Annotated in this window: 18 protein-coding genes and 1 pseudogene; 10 read left to right on the top strand and 9 right to left on the bottom strand. The window is 48.5% G+C overall.

Translation table 11 applies throughout. The annotated features are described in order from the left end of the window. The 6 genes from J0A65_RS17370 to J0A65_RS17345 are packed head-to-tail and all read left to right on the top strand — an operon-like array spanning position 1 to position 5638. Positions 1-1101, top strand: a complete 1101-nt coding sequence (locus tag J0A65_RS17370) for a DUF2169 family type VI secretion system accessory protein (protein ID WP_206595612.1) — start codon at positions 1-3, stop codon at positions 1099-1101. Continuing rightward, complete coding sequence (locus J0A65_RS17365) at positions 1094-2131, top strand: beta-ketoacyl synthase N-terminal-like domain-containing protein (RefSeq protein WP_206595611.1); 1038 nt, start codon at positions 1094-1096, stop codon at positions 2129-2131. Before J0A65_RS17370 ends, J0A65_RS17365 begins: the two co-directional genes overlap by 8 nt. Continuing rightward, positions 2128-3270 (top strand): PAAR-like domain-containing protein, encoded by a 1143-nt coding sequence (locus J0A65_RS17360; protein WP_206595610.1) that lies wholly within the window; start codon positions 2128-2130, stop codon positions 3268-3270. Before J0A65_RS17365 ends, J0A65_RS17360 begins: the two co-directional genes overlap by 4 nt. 6 nt (positions 3271-3276) lie before the next feature. Beyond that, positions 3277-4173, top strand: a complete 897-nt coding sequence (locus tag J0A65_RS17355; RefSeq protein WP_206595609.1) for a hypothetical protein — start codon at positions 3277-3279, stop codon at positions 4171-4173. Between the two features lie 56 nt (positions 4174-4229). After that, positions 4230-5465: a TIGR02270 family protein gene (locus J0A65_RS17350; RefSeq protein WP_206595608.1), complete on the top strand. Its 1236-nt coding sequence runs from the start codon at positions 4230-4232 to the stop codon at positions 5463-5465. Then, entirely contained in the window at positions 5465-5638 is a 174-nt protein-coding gene (locus tag J0A65_RS17345; RefSeq protein WP_206595607.1) for a hypothetical protein, read from the top strand. The genes J0A65_RS17350 and J0A65_RS17345 overlap by 1 nt, the downstream gene beginning before the upstream one ends. Here the strand turns inward: J0A65_RS17345 and J0A65_RS17340 are convergent. Further along, complete coding sequence (locus J0A65_RS17340) at positions 5635-6435, bottom strand: PP2C family protein-serine/threonine phosphatase (protein ID WP_206595606.1); 801 nt, start codon at positions 6433-6435, stop codon at positions 5635-5637. The two genes, J0A65_RS17345 and J0A65_RS17340, sit on opposite strands and share 4 nt — an antisense overlap. 210 nt (positions 6436-6645) lie before the next feature. Between J0A65_RS17340 and J0A65_RS17335 the strand changes: the two genes are divergently transcribed. The 3 genes from J0A65_RS17335 to J0A65_RS17325 all read left to right on the top strand — a co-directional run bounded on the left by J0A65_RS17335 (position 6646) and on the right by J0A65_RS17325 (position 10442). Further along, a complete protein-coding gene (locus J0A65_RS17335; RefSeq protein WP_206595605.1) occupies positions 6646-8628 on the top strand; it encodes a protein kinase domain-containing protein in 1983 nt (660 codons plus the stop codon). Beyond that, positions 8625-9608, top strand: a complete 984-nt coding sequence (locus tag J0A65_RS17330; protein ID WP_206595604.1) for a polysaccharide deacetylase family protein — start codon at positions 8625-8627, stop codon at positions 9606-9608. The genes J0A65_RS17335 and J0A65_RS17330 overlap by 4 nt, the downstream gene beginning before the upstream one ends. Before the next feature lie 93 nt (positions 9609-9701). Further along, the gene (locus tag J0A65_RS17325; RefSeq protein ID WP_206595603.1) at positions 9702-10442 is read left to right on the top strand and encodes a hypothetical protein; all 741 of its coding nucleotides are present in this window, start codon (positions 9702-9704) and stop codon (positions 10440-10442) included. 2 nt (positions 10443-10444) lie between these two features. Here the strand turns inward: J0A65_RS17325 and J0A65_RS17320 are convergent, their stop codons facing one another. Beyond that, positions 10445-11611 (bottom strand): LysM peptidoglycan-binding domain-containing protein, encoded by a 1167-nt coding sequence (locus J0A65_RS17320; RefSeq protein WP_232850027.1) that lies wholly within the window; start codon positions 11609-11611, stop codon positions 10445-10447. Between the two features lie 176 nt (positions 11612-11787). Here J0A65_RS17320 and J0A65_RS17310 point away from each other — a divergent pair, with 176 nt between their 5' ends. Next, entirely contained in the window at positions 11788-12366 is a 579-nt protein-coding gene (locus J0A65_RS17310; protein ID WP_214343440.1) for a tRNA-uridine aminocarboxypropyltransferase, read from the top strand. Here the strand turns inward: J0A65_RS17310 and J0A65_RS17305 are convergent. The 7 genes and pseudogenes from J0A65_RS17305 to J0A65_RS17275 all read right to left on the bottom strand — a co-directional run. Next, positions 12346-13605, bottom strand: coding sequence for a sensor histidine kinase (locus J0A65_RS17305; RefSeq protein ID WP_206595599.1), 1260 nt, complete (start codon positions 13603-13605; stop codon positions 12346-12348). The genes J0A65_RS17310 and J0A65_RS17305 overlap by 21 nt on opposite strands. Further along, positions 13595-14959, bottom strand: a complete 1365-nt coding sequence (locus J0A65_RS17300; protein WP_206595598.1) for a sigma-54-dependent transcriptional regulator — start codon at positions 14957-14959, stop codon at positions 13595-13597. Before J0A65_RS17300 ends, J0A65_RS17305 begins: the two co-directional genes overlap by 11 nt. A gap of 136 nt (positions 14960-15095) precedes the next feature. Then, positions 15096-17561 (bottom strand): FtsX-like permease family protein, encoded by a 2466-nt coding sequence (locus tag J0A65_RS17295; protein ID WP_206595597.1) that lies wholly within the window; start codon positions 17559-17561, stop codon positions 15096-15098. Further along, a complete protein-coding gene (locus tag J0A65_RS17290; protein WP_206595596.1) occupies positions 17558-18268 on the bottom strand; it encodes an ABC transporter ATP-binding protein in 711 nt (236 codons plus the stop codon). The genes J0A65_RS17295 and J0A65_RS17290 overlap by 4 nt, the downstream gene beginning before the upstream one ends. 4 nt (positions 18269-18272) lie before the next feature. Continuing rightward, the gene (locus J0A65_RS27840; protein ID WP_206595595.1) at positions 18273-19517 is read right to left on the bottom strand and encodes an efflux RND transporter periplasmic adaptor subunit; all 1245 of its coding nucleotides are present in this window, start codon (positions 19515-19517) and stop codon (positions 18273-18275) included. 363 nt (positions 19518-19880) lie between these two features. After that, a complete protein-coding gene (locus J0A65_RS17280) occupies positions 19881-20297 on the bottom strand; it encodes a F0F1 ATP synthase subunit epsilon (RefSeq protein ID WP_206595594.1) in 417 nt (138 codons plus the stop codon). A gap of 53 nt (positions 20298-20350) precedes the next feature. Beyond that, a pseudogene (locus tag J0A65_RS17275) lies at positions 20351-20539 on the bottom strand (F0F1 ATP synthase subunit beta); the annotation flags it as partial.

Below are 20539 nucleotides of genomic sequence, written 5' to 3'. Positions count from 1 at the left end.
ATGGAACTGATTAACGCAACAGCCATGCAGGCAGCGTACACCCAGGGAATGGATAAATCCGGGCGGGAAAGCTTGGTGGTGGTGGTTAAAGGCACCTTTGGCCTGCCGCTAGATGGTAGCCCACCCGTGCTACAAGAACAGCAGATACCGCTGGTTGAAGCTGATGTTTATTTTGACGAACCAGGCTTTTCGTCCTGCCTGTATGAATCGGACTTCGCTCCTTACAAACCGCGTTGCGATGTGCTGTTAAATGGCTCAGCCTATGCCCCGTACGGACAACCGGTTAAAGAGGTAGACACCCGTATACAAGTGGCAGGTATAGATAAAACCGTACGCGCAGTAGGCAATCGTCTCTGGTATGCAGATGCCGGGAGTATTGGCAAAACCTTTGCCGAGCCCTTTACCGTTATGCCAATTCACTACGGCCGCGCCTTCGGTGGGTTGGATAACTTTACTCAGGATGAAACTAAGCGTGACGCTTATATGGAAAACCCGGTTGGCCGGGGCTTTCATCGATTTATTCAAGACAAACTGATACATCACACGCCACTACCCAATACCGAAGAACCTGGTCACCCAATTAAAAAACCCGATGGGCAATATCGCCCCATGGCCTACGGTGTGGTAGGAAGAGGCTGGCCCCAAAGAGCCAGATTCGCCGGCACCTACGACCAGCAATGGATAGATAAGGTTTTTCCTTTCCTGCCTGACGATTTTGATGAGCAATACTTTCAGGCCGCACCAATAGATCAACAATGCAGTTATCTGCAAGGAGGAGAGTGGGTAGAGCTGCACAACCTCACGCCCACCGGCCTGACACGTTTTCAGCTACCCACTATTGACCTTCCCGTGGTGTTTTTCAAAAAACGGGAGGAGGCTCATCACACTCATGCCGTCATAGATACCCTACTGATTGAACCGGATATGGGTCGTTTTAGCCTGGTATGGCGGGTCAGCGAACCCCTGAAGCGCAATATGTTCGAAATTCCCCAGGTGCTGGTTGGAAAGATGTCTAAGGCATGGTGGCGAGCCAAAACTCTGGGTAAAACTTATTACCCCGGCCTGAATAAAATCCATGGACTGGAGGCTGAATATGATTGATAGACCTCTGGCAATAACCGCCACCGGCATGGTCACAGGGGTTGGCCTGGATACCTACAGCAGTTGTGCTGCCATTAGAGCCGCCATTGATAACTTCCAGGAAACCCGATTTATGGATGAGCAGGGAGAATGGATACAAGGTTGTGCAGTACCTTTGGAAGAACAGCTTCAGGGCGCGAGAAAGTTGGCGATGATGCTATGCAAAGCCCTCGAAGAATGCGCAGCTCAAGCACAAGTGCACTTAGAGGAGATTCCCGTCATTATCTGCCTGTCTGAACCAGAGCGCCCAGGCATTCCGGAAAACCTCGGCAATAAAGTGTTTTTTCTCGTCCAAGAGTTTTTAGGCCTGCCGCTGCATAGGGATTCCGCAGTCATTAAACAGGGGAGAGCCGGAGGCATCTATGCGCTGAAACTTGCCAGAGACATTCTCTATCAGAATAAGTTAAACCATGTCTTGGTCTGCGGCGTTGATAGTCTGCTGAACGCCCATAGCATCCGGTATTTTGAAACCCAGGACAGGCTCCTGACCAGCCACCACTCTGACGGCTTTATTCCTGGCGAGGCTGCAGCGGCCATTTTACTTAGCCCACCCCAATGTTCACAACAAAACCAACTGCTTTGCATGGGATTAGGCTTTGCTGTTGAACAAGCAACCATTAGTGCCGGATTGCCCGTTAGGGCTGATGGCCTGACTCAGGCATTGAACATGGCTTTTGAAGAAGCGGGTAGCTCTATGAACGACATGGATTTTCGTATCGTAGATGTCGCTGGTGAACAATATTGGTTCAAAGAAGCAGCCCTTGCACTTAGCCGTTTGTTACGGGTGCATAAACAAGGTTTCCCCATCTGGCATCCGGCTGACTGTATCGGTGAAGTTGGCGCGGCCATCGTGCCCGTATGCCTTGCGTACCTGAAAGTAGCCTTTGAAAAAGGGTTTGCCGCTGGAAGTAATATTGTTCATCACGCTTCAAACGATGATGGACAACGTTCCGTTGCTATTTTGCGCTTTGGCGCCTGGAGTGAACAATGAGCAACAACGTATTTGCCAATGGCCGGGAAATTGCCTGTAAATCAGGTTCGGGCAAGGTCATTGCAGCGTTCCCAGATGTTTGCTTTACGCCACCGGACAAAGTGCCACCGACACCTCCAGGCGTCCCCATTCCTTACCCCCTATTTAGTAAGGCAGCAGATACAGAAAAAGGCAGCAAAAAGGTCACGATTAGTGGCAAAGAAGTCATGAAGCGCGATTCATCAGATTTCAAAAAATGCATGGGTGACGAAGCTGCCAAAACTGCCAAAAAAGGCATTATAAACAGCAAATTAACTGGAAAAGTATACTTCACAAGTTGGTCAATGGATGTAAAGGTCGAAGGTAAGAATGTGGTCCGGCACTTGGATACCACCACCAGCAATCATTCTTCTCCCAATGCGAATGCGGCAGTGCCTTGCCCTTATTTGGATACAGGGGCGTTTGATAGCGCTAAAGAGTGCAAAGAGGACAAGAAAAAGGAAGAGCAAGCCTGCGAAAAGTACAAGCCCAAAGGGAAAAAGGATGCCTGCAAAGACGCTGGCCTCAATGAGCAAATTCCCAATTCTGATGCCGCCGCTATAGGGATGGGGTATCAGTCAAAAACAGATTTTGGTAATCAAAAAGCCAAGAAAGCGAATGCGAAAAACAAAGCGGCCAAGTGCATTCAGGCCAGACGCTGCAGGCTTGTTCCTTATTCTCCTCGGGCCAATGAATCCAAATGCTGCCCTAGCCAAACCGGTGACCACATTATACCCAAGTCATCGTTTTTCTCCGACAAATATGGTGGCTCTCCCATGCCTGGATGGCAAGACTATAACCAAGGTAGAGCACCGGTGATGTGCCTGGAGGGCGGCGGTACAAGTGGTAGTCACGGAATCCGCCACACTTTTCATAAGTCCATGTCCAGTGTTGAAGCAAACGAGTTGGTAGGCTTTAACAAAGAACTTAAGTTTTGTGCCGAGAGTGCACGTTACGCAGCGCCACACTGTTCTTCAGAGTGTTTGGAAAAACAACTCTCAAATGGACATTCAGGTATGGGCGATAAACGTAAGAAGATTCGCCACAGCCCAACAGGAAGCGAAGCAACTGACTCTCAACTGGACTCAATGGATGTGTTTACTGAATCAACCAGGGATTAATAAATAATGAGTAACAATAACCAAGCCATTAAAACCCGAGTGCTATTGGCCGGTTCAGCAAGATATAGTGACCTGATCGATATACTCAGCAAAGATCGTAATTTGCTGGAACAAGACGTTGCTCACACCGGCATATTAGCGCTTGACCAAGGGCGATGGGCCAGCTCAGCTAACCTTCCTTGGGACGCAACAGCCATTACAGTTGCAGACCGCCCTGATGAGAAAAGAAGGTTAGTGGTGGTTGGCGAAGACGGTCAAACATTTACCTATATGAAGCCAACGCCCCACAACGGCACCATCGCCAAAGAAAAAGTCATGATTCGACGGGCAAATAACATCGACGGCTACGCGTACGCATGCGGTATGCACAGAAAGGTATTCAAACGGATTGACCGTGATAATTGGCTTGCATTGCATGCGCCAACACCGCAAAAGGGTGAAGTGACCGGATTTGAGTGCATTGATGGTTTTAATGAAAACGAAGTGTACTGTGCCGGTTGGAATGGTGAAATTTGGTATTTCAACGGCGTCGATTGGTTAGACAATTCTGGTTTAACCAGCCTGATTCTTACCTCTTGTTGCTGTGCCGAAGACCAAAATGTTTATATTGTCGGTCAGCACGGCACCTTAATTTGCGGCAGAAAAGATCAATGGCAATTGATAGAGCTTGAGGATGACTTTACTGACGATCTGTGGGACGTACATTGGTTTGCTGGGAAACTTTACCTGACGACCATGACAGGCTTGTACACCTTGGATGGCGCTAAACTGGAGGAAGTGATATTTGATGATGTACAAAACGGCACATTCTATCGATTGAGTTCAAAAGAGGGGGTACTGTGGTCTATCGGCAGTGCGAATCTTTTGTCATTTGACGGTAAGACTTGGACCCGGCACTTATAAGCCAATCAGTTAAGGTTTGAATTCGCATCTCGTCAAACAAGCATAAGAGTCTCGTTATGTCCAAAGCTACCACTTCCGTTATACCTCAGATAATTGACAGGCACGCCGAAGATGCCGCATTTCTATGGCTGCAGCGAGACGCAGCGGTAAAGGAGCCGCATTACACACTCACCGATCTGGTGGAGCTGGATGACAGACTGAATAGTCACCTTGATGGATTGTCAGTGGCAGCAGAATTAGCGCGCGCCCCCATTTTAAAAAACCTCGAGTTTGCAGAGCCCGGGGAAGTATTTGTTACAGCCTGGTACATGATGGAGCAAGCCGACGGTGAATTGCTTGATACCTTGCTGTCCCATTGCACTGAAGCCAATGAAAATTACCGAGCACTGCTATCAGGTATAGCTTGGCATCCCGCTAGCATAGATTTCGCTAAGATTTTGCTCAAAGCCAATGCGCAAGCGTACCAGCAGCTTGGCTATCGGCTTCACGCCTTGTTTCGGATTCGACCTACTCTTAATGTGCTGGAACCAGCCTGCATAAGCGTCAACAAACTACGTATGGTCGGTGAGCTCGGTCTACAGGAATTATTAGCGGATTTAGATACTTATATCGACCACACTGATGCTGAGCTGGGCTTTTGGGCAAACTGGTCAGCAGCACTGTTAGGAAATTGGCAATCGGTGGCCAGATTAGTAAGTTATGTACTCCAACAACATTCCCTTTCGCTTAACGCACTTGCCATTTCGGTACGAAAGCTGAGTGTACCCGAACAACGAAATCTACTTGGAACTTTATCTGAAAATCCCGAGACAATGCGGCTGGCCATGCAGGGAATGGGTTACAGCGGCGATCCGTTTTGGCTGCCCATGCTCCTCACCTATATGGACGAACTTGAGCTGGCTAGAACTGCCGGTGAAGCCTTTACGCTGATTACCGGCCTGGATTTGGCTTATCTGGATATGGACAAAGACTGGCCGGATGGGTTTGAAAGCGGCCCAAACGAAGATCCCACAGACGACAATGTGGAACTGGATGCCGATCTCAATTTACCCTGGCCTGATGCAGCAAAGATAAATGGCTGGTGGCAAACCAATGCCGATAAATTTACACCTGGGCAGCGATACCTATGCGGCAAACCTATCAGCAAAGCACAATGCTATGAGGTACTGAGAAATGGCTACCAAAAACAGCGCCACGCTGCGGCCATAGAGTTAGCGCTGATGGGAGAACCGTACTTTAATGTTTGCGCCCCCGGTGCCCAGCAACTCACCAAATTAAAGGCGATAGCCTAATGCTTGCAAGCTACCTACCCTGGTTTTTCATCCTGCTGGCGGTGTTATTACTGTCACTTTCCGCATTGGGGTATCGCACCGCACAACCCCGCATTAAAGCCAAAAACCGCTTTAAGCTGGGCATCGCATTTCTGCTCGCCGCCGCAATGCTATGGCTGATAAAACTGCCTTAACGATGCAAGGGTAAGGTATCATCCAAAGGCAGCGTGTCTTTCAAGCGGCCGGTTTGCTCCAGCTCTGGCATGCCCTCAGTAACGTCCACCATCACCAAAGTAATATTGTCCCTGGCATGTCGTTGCAACGCGGTTTGCATCATGTGATCTGCCAGGCTCGCCAGTTCCCCTTGTCGCATTTGCTCGGCTATTTCAGGGTCTGTCATCACCTTATTTAGTCCATCGGTACAGAGCAAATAGCGATCACCGGGAAAACGTTCAAAGCTCTGCAAATCCAATTCGAGTTCCGGGCTGGCACCGATGGCACGGGTGATAATGTTCGCCGCAGGATGCACTGCGGCTTCTTCGCTGGTCAGCAGCCCTGCCTGCACCATTTCTTCCACCTGACTGTGATCCCGGGTTAATTGGCTGAGCTGACCATTGCGTAATCGATAAATTCTACTGTCTCCTGCCCACAAACAATGCACCAAATTATCAGCAAACAACATCACAGCCACTGTGCTGCCAATGACATTGGATTGAGGCAGGCTTTGCGCCAGGTTTATCAGATTGTGATTAACTAATGTCAGTCTCTCTTCCACTTGCCCTGTGCTGATTGGATACCCCTGCACAGACAAGAGAGATTGCAGGTAATCAATAATCATGGTGCTAGCCGTATCGCCTTTCTGATGACCTCCCATGCCATCAGCCACACACCAGAGGCCAGCCTCAGGGGCATTCAGATAGCTGTCTTCGTTGATTTTTCTTACATTACCAACATGGGTTTTCGCAACAGAAGTCCAGGCATTTCTATTCATTAGATCCAACTTGTCGAAAATCCGCGAAGCCACCTTCCCTGACAACCGGACATGTTTTTATTGGTTTGCATATATTTAAGTACACAAGTCCGCTCTTTGCCTCTGATTTCACCAAGGAAAACACGCAGATAAACCAGATTGAGTTGAATTTACCGGATATCACGACTAAACATTTTAGACTCATGGCAGTAAGCAAAAGGAATGTTGGCGGTGACAGATATCTTAGGTAGAACCATTGATCGTTACCAAATCAAGGAAGCCATTGGTGAAGGGGCCATGGCTATGGTGTACCGTGCTTTCGACCCGGAGATAAACCGCTCAGTGGCATTCAAGGTACTAAAGCAGGATTTCTGTGTTGATAAGGAGTACCTGGCCCGCTTTATGCGCGAGGCAAAAGCCGCAGGGGCGCTCTCTCACCCGAATATCGTTACTGTTTATGATGTTGGCAAGGTTGATGACTCTCCCTACATTATGATGGAGCTGCTAAGCGGTAAGGATCTGGGAGAAGTACTAAAAGAGAAAGGCAAAATGCCGCTGGCAGATACGCTAAAAATAGGTATTCAACTGGCAAACGCCTTGAACTACGCACACCAGATTGGTGTGGTACACAGAGATATCAAACCCGACAACATCGTTGTCATGCCGGACGGCGTATCTATCAAAGTCGCTGATTTTGGCATTGCCAGAATGGGTGAAAATGAAGAAGCCATGAAAACCCAGGTCGGCTCGGTACTTGGCACACCTCGCTATATGTCGCCCGAGCAGGCGTTGGCTCAGGATGTAGATGGCCGCTCCGATCTATTCTCTGTGGGTGTCATTCTGTACGAGATGCTCAGTGGCGTTAAAGCCTTTGATGCATCCAACATCGGTACATTAATGACCCAAATCACCCAGATGCAACCCGCTCCACTAAAAAAACATTGCCCGGACATTCCCGCCGGCGTGCAGCAAATCGTTAATAAGCTGCTGAATAAATCCCCGGCCAAACGCTATCAAAACGGTGCCATGCTGGCAGATGCCCTGAAGAAAGAATTGGCGGCACTGCATGAGCAGGAAAAAGAGCAAAAGAAGCATAAGTATTTACCCCTGAAAGTTCGCTGGGCGCTTTCCATGGGGGCCATAGTCGGCTTGGTATTGCTTATTAGCATCAATATTGTCTTTAACATTCAATCCAAGGCTCTCACCAATCAAGCCATAGATTCCGGTTCGTCTTTTGCGAAATTTATCGCTATCGAAACCGTAGTGCCTTTGCTCAGTGAAGACTGGATCACCCTGGAAACCTTTATCAATGACGCCAGCAACCGGGAAACCTTTACCTACCTGATTGTCATGGACAGGTTCGGTGTGATCAGAGGTGCCAGCGATACCAGCCTGGTGGGGCAGCAATACGTAGACAATGAGCAGGCGGAATTCATCGCTGAGCGAAGTGGTGTTCGCGTTGCCAGTGAAGCTCTGGATAACGGTGAAAACGTCTTTAACATATCAACACCCGTGCTATTTCAGGACACAGAAGTCGGCCAGATTGTACTCGGCTTGTCACAACGCAGCCTGGAAGAAGTAAAGAGCATTACTGGCGGATTAATGTTTGCATTAGCTCTGGTGACCATTTCATCCGTCGTGCTGATGTTATTTATCTTCGGCGCCTTGGTTGCCCGCCCCTTCAGAGTATTGAACGAAGCCTTACAAAGCGTTGGCAAAGGCGACTTTGATCATCGAATTTCACTGACCCGAAACGATGAAATTGGTGAGCTATTTGAGAACTTCAACAAAATGAACGCCTCACTCCAGGCTGCCAGCCTGACGGAGGAGGGTACTTCTGACCCAACCCAGTTACCGCAAGATAAGCCAATAACTGAAGAAGCGGCCACCCCCGTGGAATCGGTGGAATCGGTGGAATCGGTGGAATCGGTGGAATCGGTGGAATCGGTGGAATCGGTGGAATCGGTGGAATCGGTGGAATCGGTGGAATCGGTGGAATCGGTGGAATCGGTGGAATCGGTGGAATCGACAAAAAGTGTTGAAGCATCACAGCCTAAAGCAAGAAAAACCGCCAGAAAGCCTTCGGCACACAAGAAAAACCTAGAGCCAGACAATTTGGATGAAACCCTTGTTGTTTCATCCTCTCAATCTTCTGAACCGGAAACAGAAAGCGATAAAACCGTCATTACAACCCGCATGCTAAAGAACTCATGAAAATAACAACGCTGCTCGGTCTGGTTTTTAGTTTGGCTTTGACTAGCTGTTCCATCAGCAACAGAACGCTGGTGGCACAAAATGCTGACTTCTGGCTGGTGGAAGCAGGTTCAGATGACAACTTTGCCCTGATTGCTCAGGACTATTTAGGTGACCCCGCGCTGGCATCGACCTTGGTCAGATACAATCCGGGTATAAAGGTTAAGCCAGGGGAGGTGATAGCCGTCCCTAAAGGCAATCTGAATCCGGCTGCGGTTTATGCTAACGGCATGCAGGTGATCCCTATTCTTTGCTATCACCAATTCACCAGCAAAAAACGAAGCCTGAACAGCATGATGGTGACACGCAACAACTTTGCGCAGCAAATGGCCTACCTAAAAGATAACGATTACCAGGTAATTCCATTAAGCGACGTAGGGCCTTTCCTGCAAGGTAAGAAGCCGCTCCCAGAAAAGTCGGTGGTCATTACGGTGGATGATGGATACGCAAGCTTTTACCAAGTCGCTTACCCCATTCTCAAGCAATATGGTTACCCGTCCACTTTATTTGTATACACAGACTTTGTCGGTATTGGGCGCGCCCTTAGCTGGCAGCAGATAGAAGAATTGAACAACGATCCTTTGGTGGCCATTCAATCTCATTCAAAAAGCCATGCGAACCTAGCTAGAGCTGCTGATTCAGAAAGTGAGAAGGACTATCTCGACAGGCTCGAGGAAGAAGTCGATAAACCTGCGCAGATATTGCGTAAGAAAACCCAGCACCCCATAGAATATTTCGCCTATCCCTACGGAAACAGCAGCCCCGAATTGATAAAAATACTGGAAGAAAGGGACTACCAAATGGCACTGACGGTTAGAAAGGGCAGTAATCCCAGCTATTCTTCACCCTACCTGCTCAGACGTACAATGATATACGGACAAGACAGTCTGAAAAGTTTCAGTAGTAAGCTCGACGTGTTCCGCCAGATCAACCTGCAGTAACGGCTTATGAAGAAACTTTTGCAGCAATTGTTAGCCTGCGCATTGATGGTATCTCTTTGCAGCTGTGCAACACGACCTGACCGGACCTTTCCGATGGAAAGCCGCAAGCAGCAGGCCATAGAACTAGAGAAAAAGAAGCACCTGGCTGACGCCTTGCTGCAATGGCAAATTGTTAGTGCTGCCAATCCAGAGGATCAAGACGCCCGGCAAGCCATTGTCAGATTGGAGTCTGCCATCAGAGCCAGATTAGATAGCATACGAGAACAGGTTAAGAAACCAAGCCCCCCCGAACAACTGCGGATTTTGCACCTGAGAACTCTGGCTCTGCAGCCCGGTAATCAGGAAGCAATAGCAGCACTAAAGAAGTTGGAATGGACAACGGCTGATCAGGCCGCCAGTGACAAAAGTGCCAGTATGGCTAATTGGCAGCGAAAGCCGGCTATATCAGTTCCTCGGAATACACCGCAAGTTGCGCCTTCACCCAAAGCATCACAAACCTCATCGTCCACAAACTTGGCTCAATTCAATCGACTACTGGATTTAGCCGAACAAAGCTTGCGCGACCAACGCTGGGAACATGCCGGTGAGTTGCTTCTACAAGCATCAGATCTGAGCCAGTCAGATGCATCCGGGCGATTGATCACGATGAAAAAGCAGCTTTCCCAACAGTATTATGCGCTAGGTATGCGAGTATTCACATCTAACCTGGAACAAGCCATAGATGACTTACAAACTAGCCTTTGGTTTGACCCTGACAATATAAAGGCCCGCATACAGTTATCCCGGGCCAGTAAAATGAAGCAGAATTTAGAAGAGATCCGCAATCCTAAGTAGTGCTAATTTTTGATCTTCTCTAACCTTTCTTTTAACTCCAGAGCTTGTGCCAGATAGAGCTTGGCACTGTTGTGGTTTGGATCGACCTCCAATACCTGTTCCCACTTACTGATTGCCTTGTCCAGTTCCTGACGCCGAAACGCTGAGGACGCCTCCCGATGATATTGGTCGGCAATTTCTTTCTGCAAAATCAGCATTTCTTCCATGGCCTGGCTATTTTCCGGGTGCAGCTCAGAAGCTTGTTTAAAATCCCTAAATGCCTGCATCTTATTACCACTTTGCAGATTAAGGCTGGCAGCTTCGGCATAGTTGTTCGACGCCAACAGCTTGTCACTTTTGACCAGCTGTTTTCCATACCCTTCCAATGCAATCAAAGCAATGTCTCTGGCTTCGTCAGTTAAGCTGCCAAGAGACTTGAGTGAATGATACTGCTCAACCGCAGAAGCATAGTCTTGCTGCTGCGTGTAGCTGAGCATAGTCTGCATCAGCGAGGCAGCGCTGGGGGGAGCAACCTGTTCAACATGCTCAGGCCGGGTCTCAGGCATCACAATCGGCTCGTCAACCTTGTCTTCTATGAAGTCTTCTTGCACATCTGGTGTCTTCAGTACAACCTCTGTTTCGGTAGCCAAGATCTCCGGTTTAGGCGCAGTTTTACTGAGTTGGCTACGCGCAAATTTAGCTTCTGGTGTCAGAGGAATTTTTATGGTTTGACCAATATTGACTTTGCTTGGGCTGCTAATCTGGTTGTACTTGGCAAGCGCGTAGAACTTCAATGGCGAATTCAAATATTTACCCGCGAGGGTCGATAAACTCTCACCGGAGGACAAGATAACCTCAAAATATTCAGGTGGAAAATAACGCTGGGCTGGTGAGTCAATCTGCCTGAGTAATTCCTTGGCACTTGCGCTATTTGGAATATTGAGCAAGTAAGCGTCTAGCTCTGCCCGCGCCTGTGCTGACTCCCCTTGTTCGAGATGTTCCAATGCCTTGCTGAAACGCTCTCTTGGTGAAAGACCCGGCTGAGCCTTTACAACTACCTGAGGTTGATTGCTCTGAGGTTGCTCAGACTTATCAGAAAAAAACTTATCCGTGGCCTTGCAGCCCATTAACGTCATAAACAATACAGCGACCAGTAACGGCCTTAAAATCACTTCCCTTACTTTAAGCATGTGCTACACCCGCCTGTAGAAGACTTCTTGTGCAATGCGTTACAGCCTATCTCCGCATACCCTGCTGTGTTCATCGTCCTGAACAAAGAATATAGCATAGTCGGTTTTGTCTAAAAGCCCACTTGTAACGATACATAAGATAAACTATTGATCTAAATGACCGACGCTTTTGATCTATGGCTTCTCGCCCCTATTGCCCAGATTGTTTGTTTCCGCTCTCAGTTTGTCTTTGCAAACACGTGAAGAGGCTGAAAAATCGCACCGAGATCCTGGTTTTGCAGCATCCCTCGGAAGTAAAGGCAGCAAAAGGCACAGTCAGATTACTGGAACTGGTTTTGAGTCATATTCGAGTCTATGTGGGAGAGCAACCGGAGCATTTTTTAGAAGCTCGCACGCGCTGCCAGCAAAAGGATAGGCAAGTCGGTTTGCTATATCCTTCAGCACAAAGCCGGGCTTTGGAACAGCATACGGAATTGACGAATCAACCAATAGACACCTTGGTGGTCATAGATGGTACATGGCGCAAAGCCAGTAAAATATTGCATTGTAATCCCTGGCTTAATCACCTTCCTGCTTGGCATTTTGACTCTGCTCCTAGCAGCAGATACCAGCGCAGCGCCAAGCGCTCAGATAGCCTTTCCACATTAGAAGCGGTGAGTTATGGCTTACAGCTAGTAGAAGAATTTGATCCTACGCCGCTGCTAACATTGTTGGATAATCGCCAGCAAAAGCTTTCAGGGCAAAGGCCAGACTAACTCGACCCGCGCACCACCAGATTCGCTATTGGCTAAACTCAAACGCCCGCCATGTTTGCTGATAATCACATTCACCAGCGCCAATCCAATGCCTGAACCCGCCGCCTTAGTGGTATATAAAGGTGTTAAGGCATTTTCTAAGTTAGCAAAACCCTGGCCATTATCTTCCACCAGCAAGTGTTGCAACTTATTCTGGCTGAACAGCCGAACCGACACGCGTCTATCACCAGTATTTGAAGCTTCCAGTGCATTTTTAACTAAATTGATAAGTACCTGGGCTATCAACTGAGGGTCGCCGTAACAGCGATCATCACCTGAAATTTCGAGCTTATCCCCCTCCTGAAGAAGACTTCGGCACTGCTCTAACACCTCCGCCAACGAGAACCACACTGGGTTGGGCAACGGCATTTGTGAGACTGCGGCAAACCGATGCACAAAATCCAGTAAGGTATCCGCACGTTGTTGAATGCGGCTCAAGACTTTACGTACCTGCTCCTCATGCCAATCCTGACTGCAAAGCAGGGTATCGGCCATGGAAGACATAGGCGTCAGGGAGTTGCGCAGTTCATGACTAAGCACCCTGACCATATTGGTTTGAATAGCCAGTTCTGCCTGCTGGAGTGATTGGCTGATATCAAAAGCAGTAAACAACCAATACTGCTCGCCTAACCACTGGTATCGAATGGACTGCGTTTGCCAGCCTTTATGTAATAACTGGTGTTGCAACCCTCTGGAGGTCATTTCAAATCCCAAGTCCCTATAGTTGCTGCCTACCAAGCGGGCGATTCCAGGCAAACTGTTACTGGCGGGATTTGCGTATAGCAAACATCCCTGGCCACTGAAAACACAAACGGGCTGACTCCAATTACCGAACATCATCTCAATTAACAGTGCCAGACTTTGTTGTTGATGATCTGCTTTCAACGAGTGGGCAGCCAGTTTTTCAACATCTGCCCTTAGCTGGTCAACTAAACCATGGTGTCGATGCTGTTTTGGATTTTCCGCTTCTTCGCCGTTTTGCAGACGTTGTACGTAATTGCTGAGTTGCATCAGCGGCAGGTTAACTTGTTGCCAAAATTTAAAGGTGACCCAAGCCAATGGATAAAGCAGGGCAAATAGCAAAGTGAGTATGGCCAGCATACTCCAGTCCATTTGCCAGGTTAATGTAACCAGCAGTACCAGCACCAAGAACTGCATGGCACAAAATAGCCACATAAGACGGGACTCTCTAGTCTTCATCCGGACCAAAATCCTGTTTGTCTAATGCAAATTTCTCCATACGTCTGTATAAGGCCATACGGGAAATCCCCAATGCCTGGGCGGCTTTGCTGATATGGCCTTTGTAATGGAGCAGGGCGGCTTCCACCAGCTCTGCTTCCACTTCTTCCAGCGGACGCAAGCCAACCTGCTGCTTGGTTGAAGAACCCGCCAGCATAAGCTGCGACGACTGAATAATGCCATCGCGGCAAATCAACACTGAACGCTCAATCACATGACTCAGCTCGCGAATGTTGCCTGGCCAGCTATGTTCCACCAAACGTTGCATAGCGTCATTGGATAGCTGAACCTGGCCTTTGTTATATTTGGCCGAGAAGGCCTGCAAGAAATGTTCTGCCAAGGGCGGGATATCTTCCTGTCTGTCACGCAGTGGCGGCAGTTCTATCACGAAGGTGTTGAGTCTGAACAACAGATCCTGTCGGAACCTGCCCTCTGCAACACTGGTGTTCAAATCAGCGTTAGTGGCACTGATGACTCTGACATTGGTAGAGCGGGTCTGGCTGGTACCAAGAATCTCATATTCTCCTGTCTCTAAAACCCGCAGTAACTTAGGCTGAACATCAAGCGGCAGGGTACCGACCTCGTCCATAAACAGCGTACCACCATTCGCCAGTTCAAAACGCCCGGTACGTGCCTCTCTGGCGTCAGTAAAGGCACCTTTGGCATGACCAAACAACTCACTTTCAAACAGGGTAGCCGGCACAGCCCCCATATTCATGGTGACAAATGGCGCTTCACTTCGATGAGACATTTGGTAGATACGTTTGGCCAGTTGCGATTTACCCGTGCCGTTTTCTCCTAATATCAGGATATTGGCATCGGTTGGTGCTAATTGCTCCAGCATAAACTCCAGTTCCTGCATAGGCGCAGAAACAGCTATCCAACCATTGTTTGTTGTTTTGACAGGTGACGACACCACCGCATCTGCGATGCGTTCCCCCTGTAACTGCTGCTGAATAATCTGCAGCAAACGAGACTTGTCCCAAGGCTTCTCAATAAAATCCACGGCACCGCTTTTCATGCCCCTAACGGCCAGATCAACACTACCCCAGGCGGTCATTAAAATGACTTTCAGCCCTTGTTGAACAAGCGACTGCAGATATTCCAGACCTTCTTCACCACTGGTAGTGTCGCGATGAAAATTCATATCAAGCAACACAATATCCGGTCTGTGCCGGCTAACCTGCACAGCGATTTCTCGCCCATCTGCAGCCTCCGCAACACGGTAACCTTCGCTGCAAAGCAGCAATTCTAGCGCCAGGCGGATATCCTCATCATCATCAGCTACTAAGACAAGGCCTTGGTCCCTACGCATATTGATTGTTCCTGATTATGCTGTTTGCCCGCATTGCAACAAAAGGCAGATAAGTGAATGGGGCATTCTAAAGAATACCCCAGGGAAGGTAAATTCGGGCCCTGGGCTTTTTAGCTAGGCGGCCTCAGTGAGGTGCTTAGAGTTCCCGAAGCACTCGCATAGGATCTGATTGAATAGTGCGCCAACTAGGTACCGCAACCGAGATCAGCATGGCCAGTGCCAATACCAATCCAACCATCATACTCACTGTCCAGGTGAAGTCGGGAAGTTGTTCGACTAAGCTGGCCATGTACTGGTAGCCGAATACCGAAACAACAAAACCAAGTACCAGACCCAGAATTAGCATCAGACCGGCATCTTTTAATAATAGCTTCAACAGGGACAACTGTTTGGCACCGGTGGCCATACGCACTGCCATTTCATAGCGTTTCTGTGCAGCGGTCATCTGGCTAAGTCCGGATACGCCAATTACCGCCAGGATTAAAGTAAGGGCAGCAACCGTCAGCACTACGTACATGTTCAGGCGAGTAGTCTGTGTCATACTCTCCCATCGTTGCTCAATGGAAGTAACACTAACATTACCTAAACGCGCATCTAAGTCGCCAATAACCTCGCTGACTTCCTGCTCAGAGAGGGTTTTCCCATCCGGCATAATCACAACCATTGACAGTCTTGAGCCCGTGCGCTCTCTAAACCGGTAAAGCGTTGGTAAACTCAAATCTATTGGTGCCCCAATGGCCGGTTCGACATTTTCTACCACACCGACCACATTCACGACATTCTCAGCGTCTCTGCCCATTCTTAACGGCTTGCCAACAATGTCCTGCCAATCTTTTGAACCAAGACGTTCTTCGGCAAAACGCCTATCAACAACGACATTATTGGTATCTTTGTCTTCGGGCAGTAAGTCTCTACCGGCCAGCAGTTCAATGCTAAATTCTGGAAAGAACCCTTCAGCCCAGGGGGCCACTATCATAGTGCGGGTTTCTTGTGTATCAGGATCCTCAAAAGCACTGATCTCTACATTAACTCTCAACGGCAAATTCGCCACGTTGATCACCTTCCCACCCAAAGCATCCAAGCGCTCAGCCAGAGATTCCCTTAATAGATAAAGCTCACTACCAACATAGTCTTCGTATGTGTCCAAACTTTGCTGCCACTGCTCATCTTTATAATCCATGGCAATCTCGAAGGCATTGGGCAAATCAAAGCCAAGATCTCTATACACCTTGTCAAAGCTCTGCTTAGCACTGATCAGCGACACGGTTAACAGCAAGCATGCAAGCACTAGCTGGAAGACCATCAGGACTCGCCCCAGGCTTTGTTTCTGCTGTGATGGAGTACCTTTCCCACTGCTATTCAAACTTTCCGTCAGCGCATGCTTATCAACATGCATTAGCGCGATATAGGAGAACAAGGCATTAATGATGACAACGATCAATCCGCCAATAAGGATACTGCTGATGTCGATATTGATGTGCTCAAGTAAAGGCAGATTGTCTCCGGCCAATACAGGTAACAAGCGAATTAACCAGTGCGCCGCCAGCAGCCCAAGCAAGGTAGCAAAAGTAAACATCGGCAAATTTTCGACGAAGATCATTCGTCTTAGTCTCTGTACAGGAGATCCCATACAAAACTGAATGGAGAATTCCTTATTACGCCCCTGGTAATGTGCAATAAACATATTGAACAAATTCAGACAAGCCATGACCAGCAGGCTTATCATTGCAATTAGCAAGGCAATGACCAGCATTCTGCTTTCGCCCATAAATGCATCACGGACTGGTTGTATTTGCGTAGTTAAAGGCTTACCTAACAAAAATGCTTTTGGCCTTTCATCGGTAACAGAGGCTTCAACATAATCTTTGTACCAATCATTCAGGCTTTCCTCAGTGGGCAAAAGCTCTGCCGTCCCTTTCACAAAAGTCAGGCCACGAGAACCTAAACTCAGTGCTTCGGGTTGAGTCAGCGCTTCTAAGGGATCATTAAACAACCAAACCTGATAGTAGCCATCATTGGCATCGTTACCTAAATCCACGCTCTTTAAATCAGCCAGCACGCCAAGCACGGGCCTGGTTTCCCCGGCAAATTCTATGGTGCTGTTCAAAGCATTGTTGCGCTGCCCAAAGGCAACATGCCAAAGGGATTCAGATATCCATACACCATGCTTTGCTTCTTCAGAAGAAGTTGATTGCCCCAGCACTAAGTCAAGCCCGAGCATTTCAGGCGTGCCAGATGCAGACACCAATCTTGTGGCATTGTACTGACGGGTATTGATCTCAACATTGCTGTCGCCAACCTGAATATGCCCCCAGCCCAACTCCTGACTGTAGTATTGTTGCATATGAGCAACGCGATTTAGCTCACTTAAAAATGGTACCCGGATGCCGTCAGAAATGTGTAAGGTCACATCTACACTGTAGATGTTCTTCTCGTCTTTTATATCCGGTAAGGGTTTAAGTAGCAGTGTGTTGGCAATAGCCAAAACGGTAAGTACTGCTGCCAAGGTTAACCCTAAGGTAACAATCAATGGCAAGCTTAACCTGGGCAGCGTGAATAGCCGAATCACACCCTGCTTTGCAGCACTAAGGTAAAGGCTCATGCAACCTCCTTATCCGTCTGGGATTTCACTTGCTGCTCAGCCACCACCTTGCCATCCAGAAGCTGGATTTGACGATGAGCTAAGCCGCTATAGCGACTATCGTGGGTCACCATCACGATAGTCGCCCCTTGTTTGTTCAGCTCGAGTAAAAGCTGCATAACGGCATCACCGTTTTTGGTATCAAGGTTGCCCGTTGGTTCGTCTACCAGAATCAAATCCGGCTTACCCACCAGTGCCCTGGCGATAGCCACCCGCTGCTGTTGACCACCAGATATTTGGTTCGGCTGGTATTGCATTCTGTGGCCCATACCAACCTTCTCAAGCGCCTCAATTACTGCCGCTTTGACAACCTCTTTTCGCTCTCCTCGGTGCTCCAAAGGTAACGCCACATTTTCAAACACAGTCAGGCTGTCAATCAGGTTAAAAGACTGGAAAACATAGCCGATATGTTGGTTGCGCACTGTCGTACGCTGATCGACCTTTAAACCGCGTGTATCAATACCGGCAATCTCGTAACTCCCTTCTGTGGCACTGTCCAGCAAGCCCATAATGGTGAGTAAGGTTGATTTACCGCAGCCCGATGGACCAGTGATAGCGACAAACTCTCCCTGTTTAACTTCCAGACTGATGCCACGCAAAGCGTGCGTTTCAATTTGCTGGCCTAAGTATGATTTATGAATATCACGCATTGAGACGATAGTTTTCATCTGGTTATCCTTTTTGTTCGATTTGGATTTTTTGATGGTTGGTCCATTGTTCTGGCATCTGGGCAATAATTTGTTCATTGGCCTTCAGGCCGGACAGTACTTGCAGGTTTCCTTGGCTTATATCGCCCAGTTCAATAGTGCGCTGTTCAGCCATTCCACCGTCTGTCATAACAAAGCGTTGCATCTGACTTCTAGGTCTAAGTCCTGGTACCTGAGCGACATAAAGTGCCTGATCCAAGGATTGCAGAAAAATCTGGCCGGTTACCGACATGGCAGGGCGGGCATCGGCTGGCAACTCCCCCTCTAGCGCCACCTCTGCCAATACCGTACCGTTGGTAACGATGGACTCAACCCGGTTAACTGAGCCACGAACTTCACCTTTGCGGGTTTGTACCAGCACTTCTGCACCTATCTGAATCTGGTCGGCCTGGTGTTGTGGTACACGCAATCTGGCCAACAACTTGCTGTCACTGCCGACTTTCCCCAAAGACGCACCTTGCGGAACATTCTGCCCTAGCTCTACATCCAGGTTTTGCAGCGTGCCTTCAATACCGGCGGTAATCTGCAAGTCTTGTAATTGACGTTGTAACAGGGCAACACGTTGCTCCTGTTGCTGAACTTCAATTTTTTGCTGCTGTAATTGCAGGGCCTGCATATCCAGAAACTGCGCCAATTTCTGCTTTTCGAAATCCAGGCGACGTCTCTGAAGCTTTACATCTAATTCAGCGCGTTTGATATCCAATCTGGCCGACACACCGCGCTTCTCAAGTTCAACCAGTACAGACAGTTCCAGTTCGGCCTGTTCCAGAGCTGAGGCAATGTCGGCTACCTGGCCTTCAAAATCCAGCCTGGCATTATTTTGTTCCAAGGAGAAAGACGCCAGGACGGCCTGCTGCCTTAATAGTTCTCCCTGCTGGTGGCTGACTTCTTGCTCAAGTTCCGGATTCGCCAATAACAGAATAGGGGTATCGGCTTTTACGCTGGCACCTGGTCTTTGATAAATGGCCGCAACCTTACCCATGGACTGGGCGGTCAGTAATCGTTCTTCCGCAGAGAAGAACTCGCCGAAGGCCTGACTGAAGAGATTCATATGTCCCTGCTGAACGGCTAGCAGTTGGACTTCATTCGCTGCGACACTGGGGATGCTATCGCTATTTACACTGTATATGGCCAAAGAAAGCAAAGCACCCGCGCCTGCTGCCAGGTACCAGTTCCGTTTGGATGACTTTTTTTCCAGATTGATTTGCACAATGACGCTCCGATTCACACTTGTCTGTGAACCTTAATGAAAATCTTATGCCAACTTAAATAATTCTATAAATACAATAAGTTAGATACATTTTAGAGTGTTTGCTTTGAGCAGTTTAGCTCGAAAGCAAACAGGCTTGTTCGAAAACGAACAATGCTGCCTGTACATCAAGTGGGAGGGTGGCAGTAGTCGATATGGTGTTCTGCAAGGTTCCAGCTCGAAAGCAGAACACATAACTTAATCAATGGTGAAAGAAGCAGGGGGACTTTGTGTAGTAGGGCGGAGAAAGTGCTGTGTCAGCCTTTCTTGGAAAATAAAAAACCCGTCATAAGACGGGCTTTTAATCTGCTTCCTGACGGAAACTTATTTGCGCATGTTCTTAATCAAACGCAACTGAGCAATGGCTTCCGCCAGCTCTGCTGCCGCTTCTGCATAATTAAGATCATTGCTTGGATTAGCGATATGCTCTTCAGCCCGACGCTTAGCATCCAAGGCAGCCTGTTCGTCCAGGTCAGCAGCGCGAACAGCTACGTCAGCCAGCACGGTAACATTACCAGGCTGAACTTCTAATACGCCACCGGCGATATAGATCAGCTCTTCATGACCATGTTGCTTAACCAAACGCACCATACCAGGCTTAAGGGTAGTCAGTAGCGGAGCGTGACCGGGATAGATACCCAGCTCACCTTCGCTGCCTGTCACCTGAATGGTTTCAACGCGTCCGGAGAAGATTTTATCTTCGGCGCTCACCACCTCGAGATGTACAGTCATAGCAGCCATTTCACCTCCTTACGGATAACTAATGCACCGCCGACCAAGCCGGCGGTACGCCCTTACATGCCTTTGGCTTTCTCGATGGCTTCCTCAATGGAACCCACCATGTAGAAGGCTTGCTCTGGCAGATGATCATACTCACCTTCCAAAATGCCTTTAAAGCCGCTGATGGTGTCTTTCAGCGCTACATACTTACCAGGAGAACCGGTAAATACTTCAGCAACGAAGAACGGCTGGGACAGGAAGCG

This window comes from Bowmanella yangjiangensis (genome assembly GCF_017255015.1).
Classification (GTDB): domain Bacteria; phylum Pseudomonadota; class Gammaproteobacteria; order Enterobacterales; family Alteromonadaceae; genus Bowmanella; species Bowmanella yangjiangensis.
Note: the sequence above shows the minus strand (reverse complement) of the source record. Positions and strands in the feature narration are given on the sequence as shown.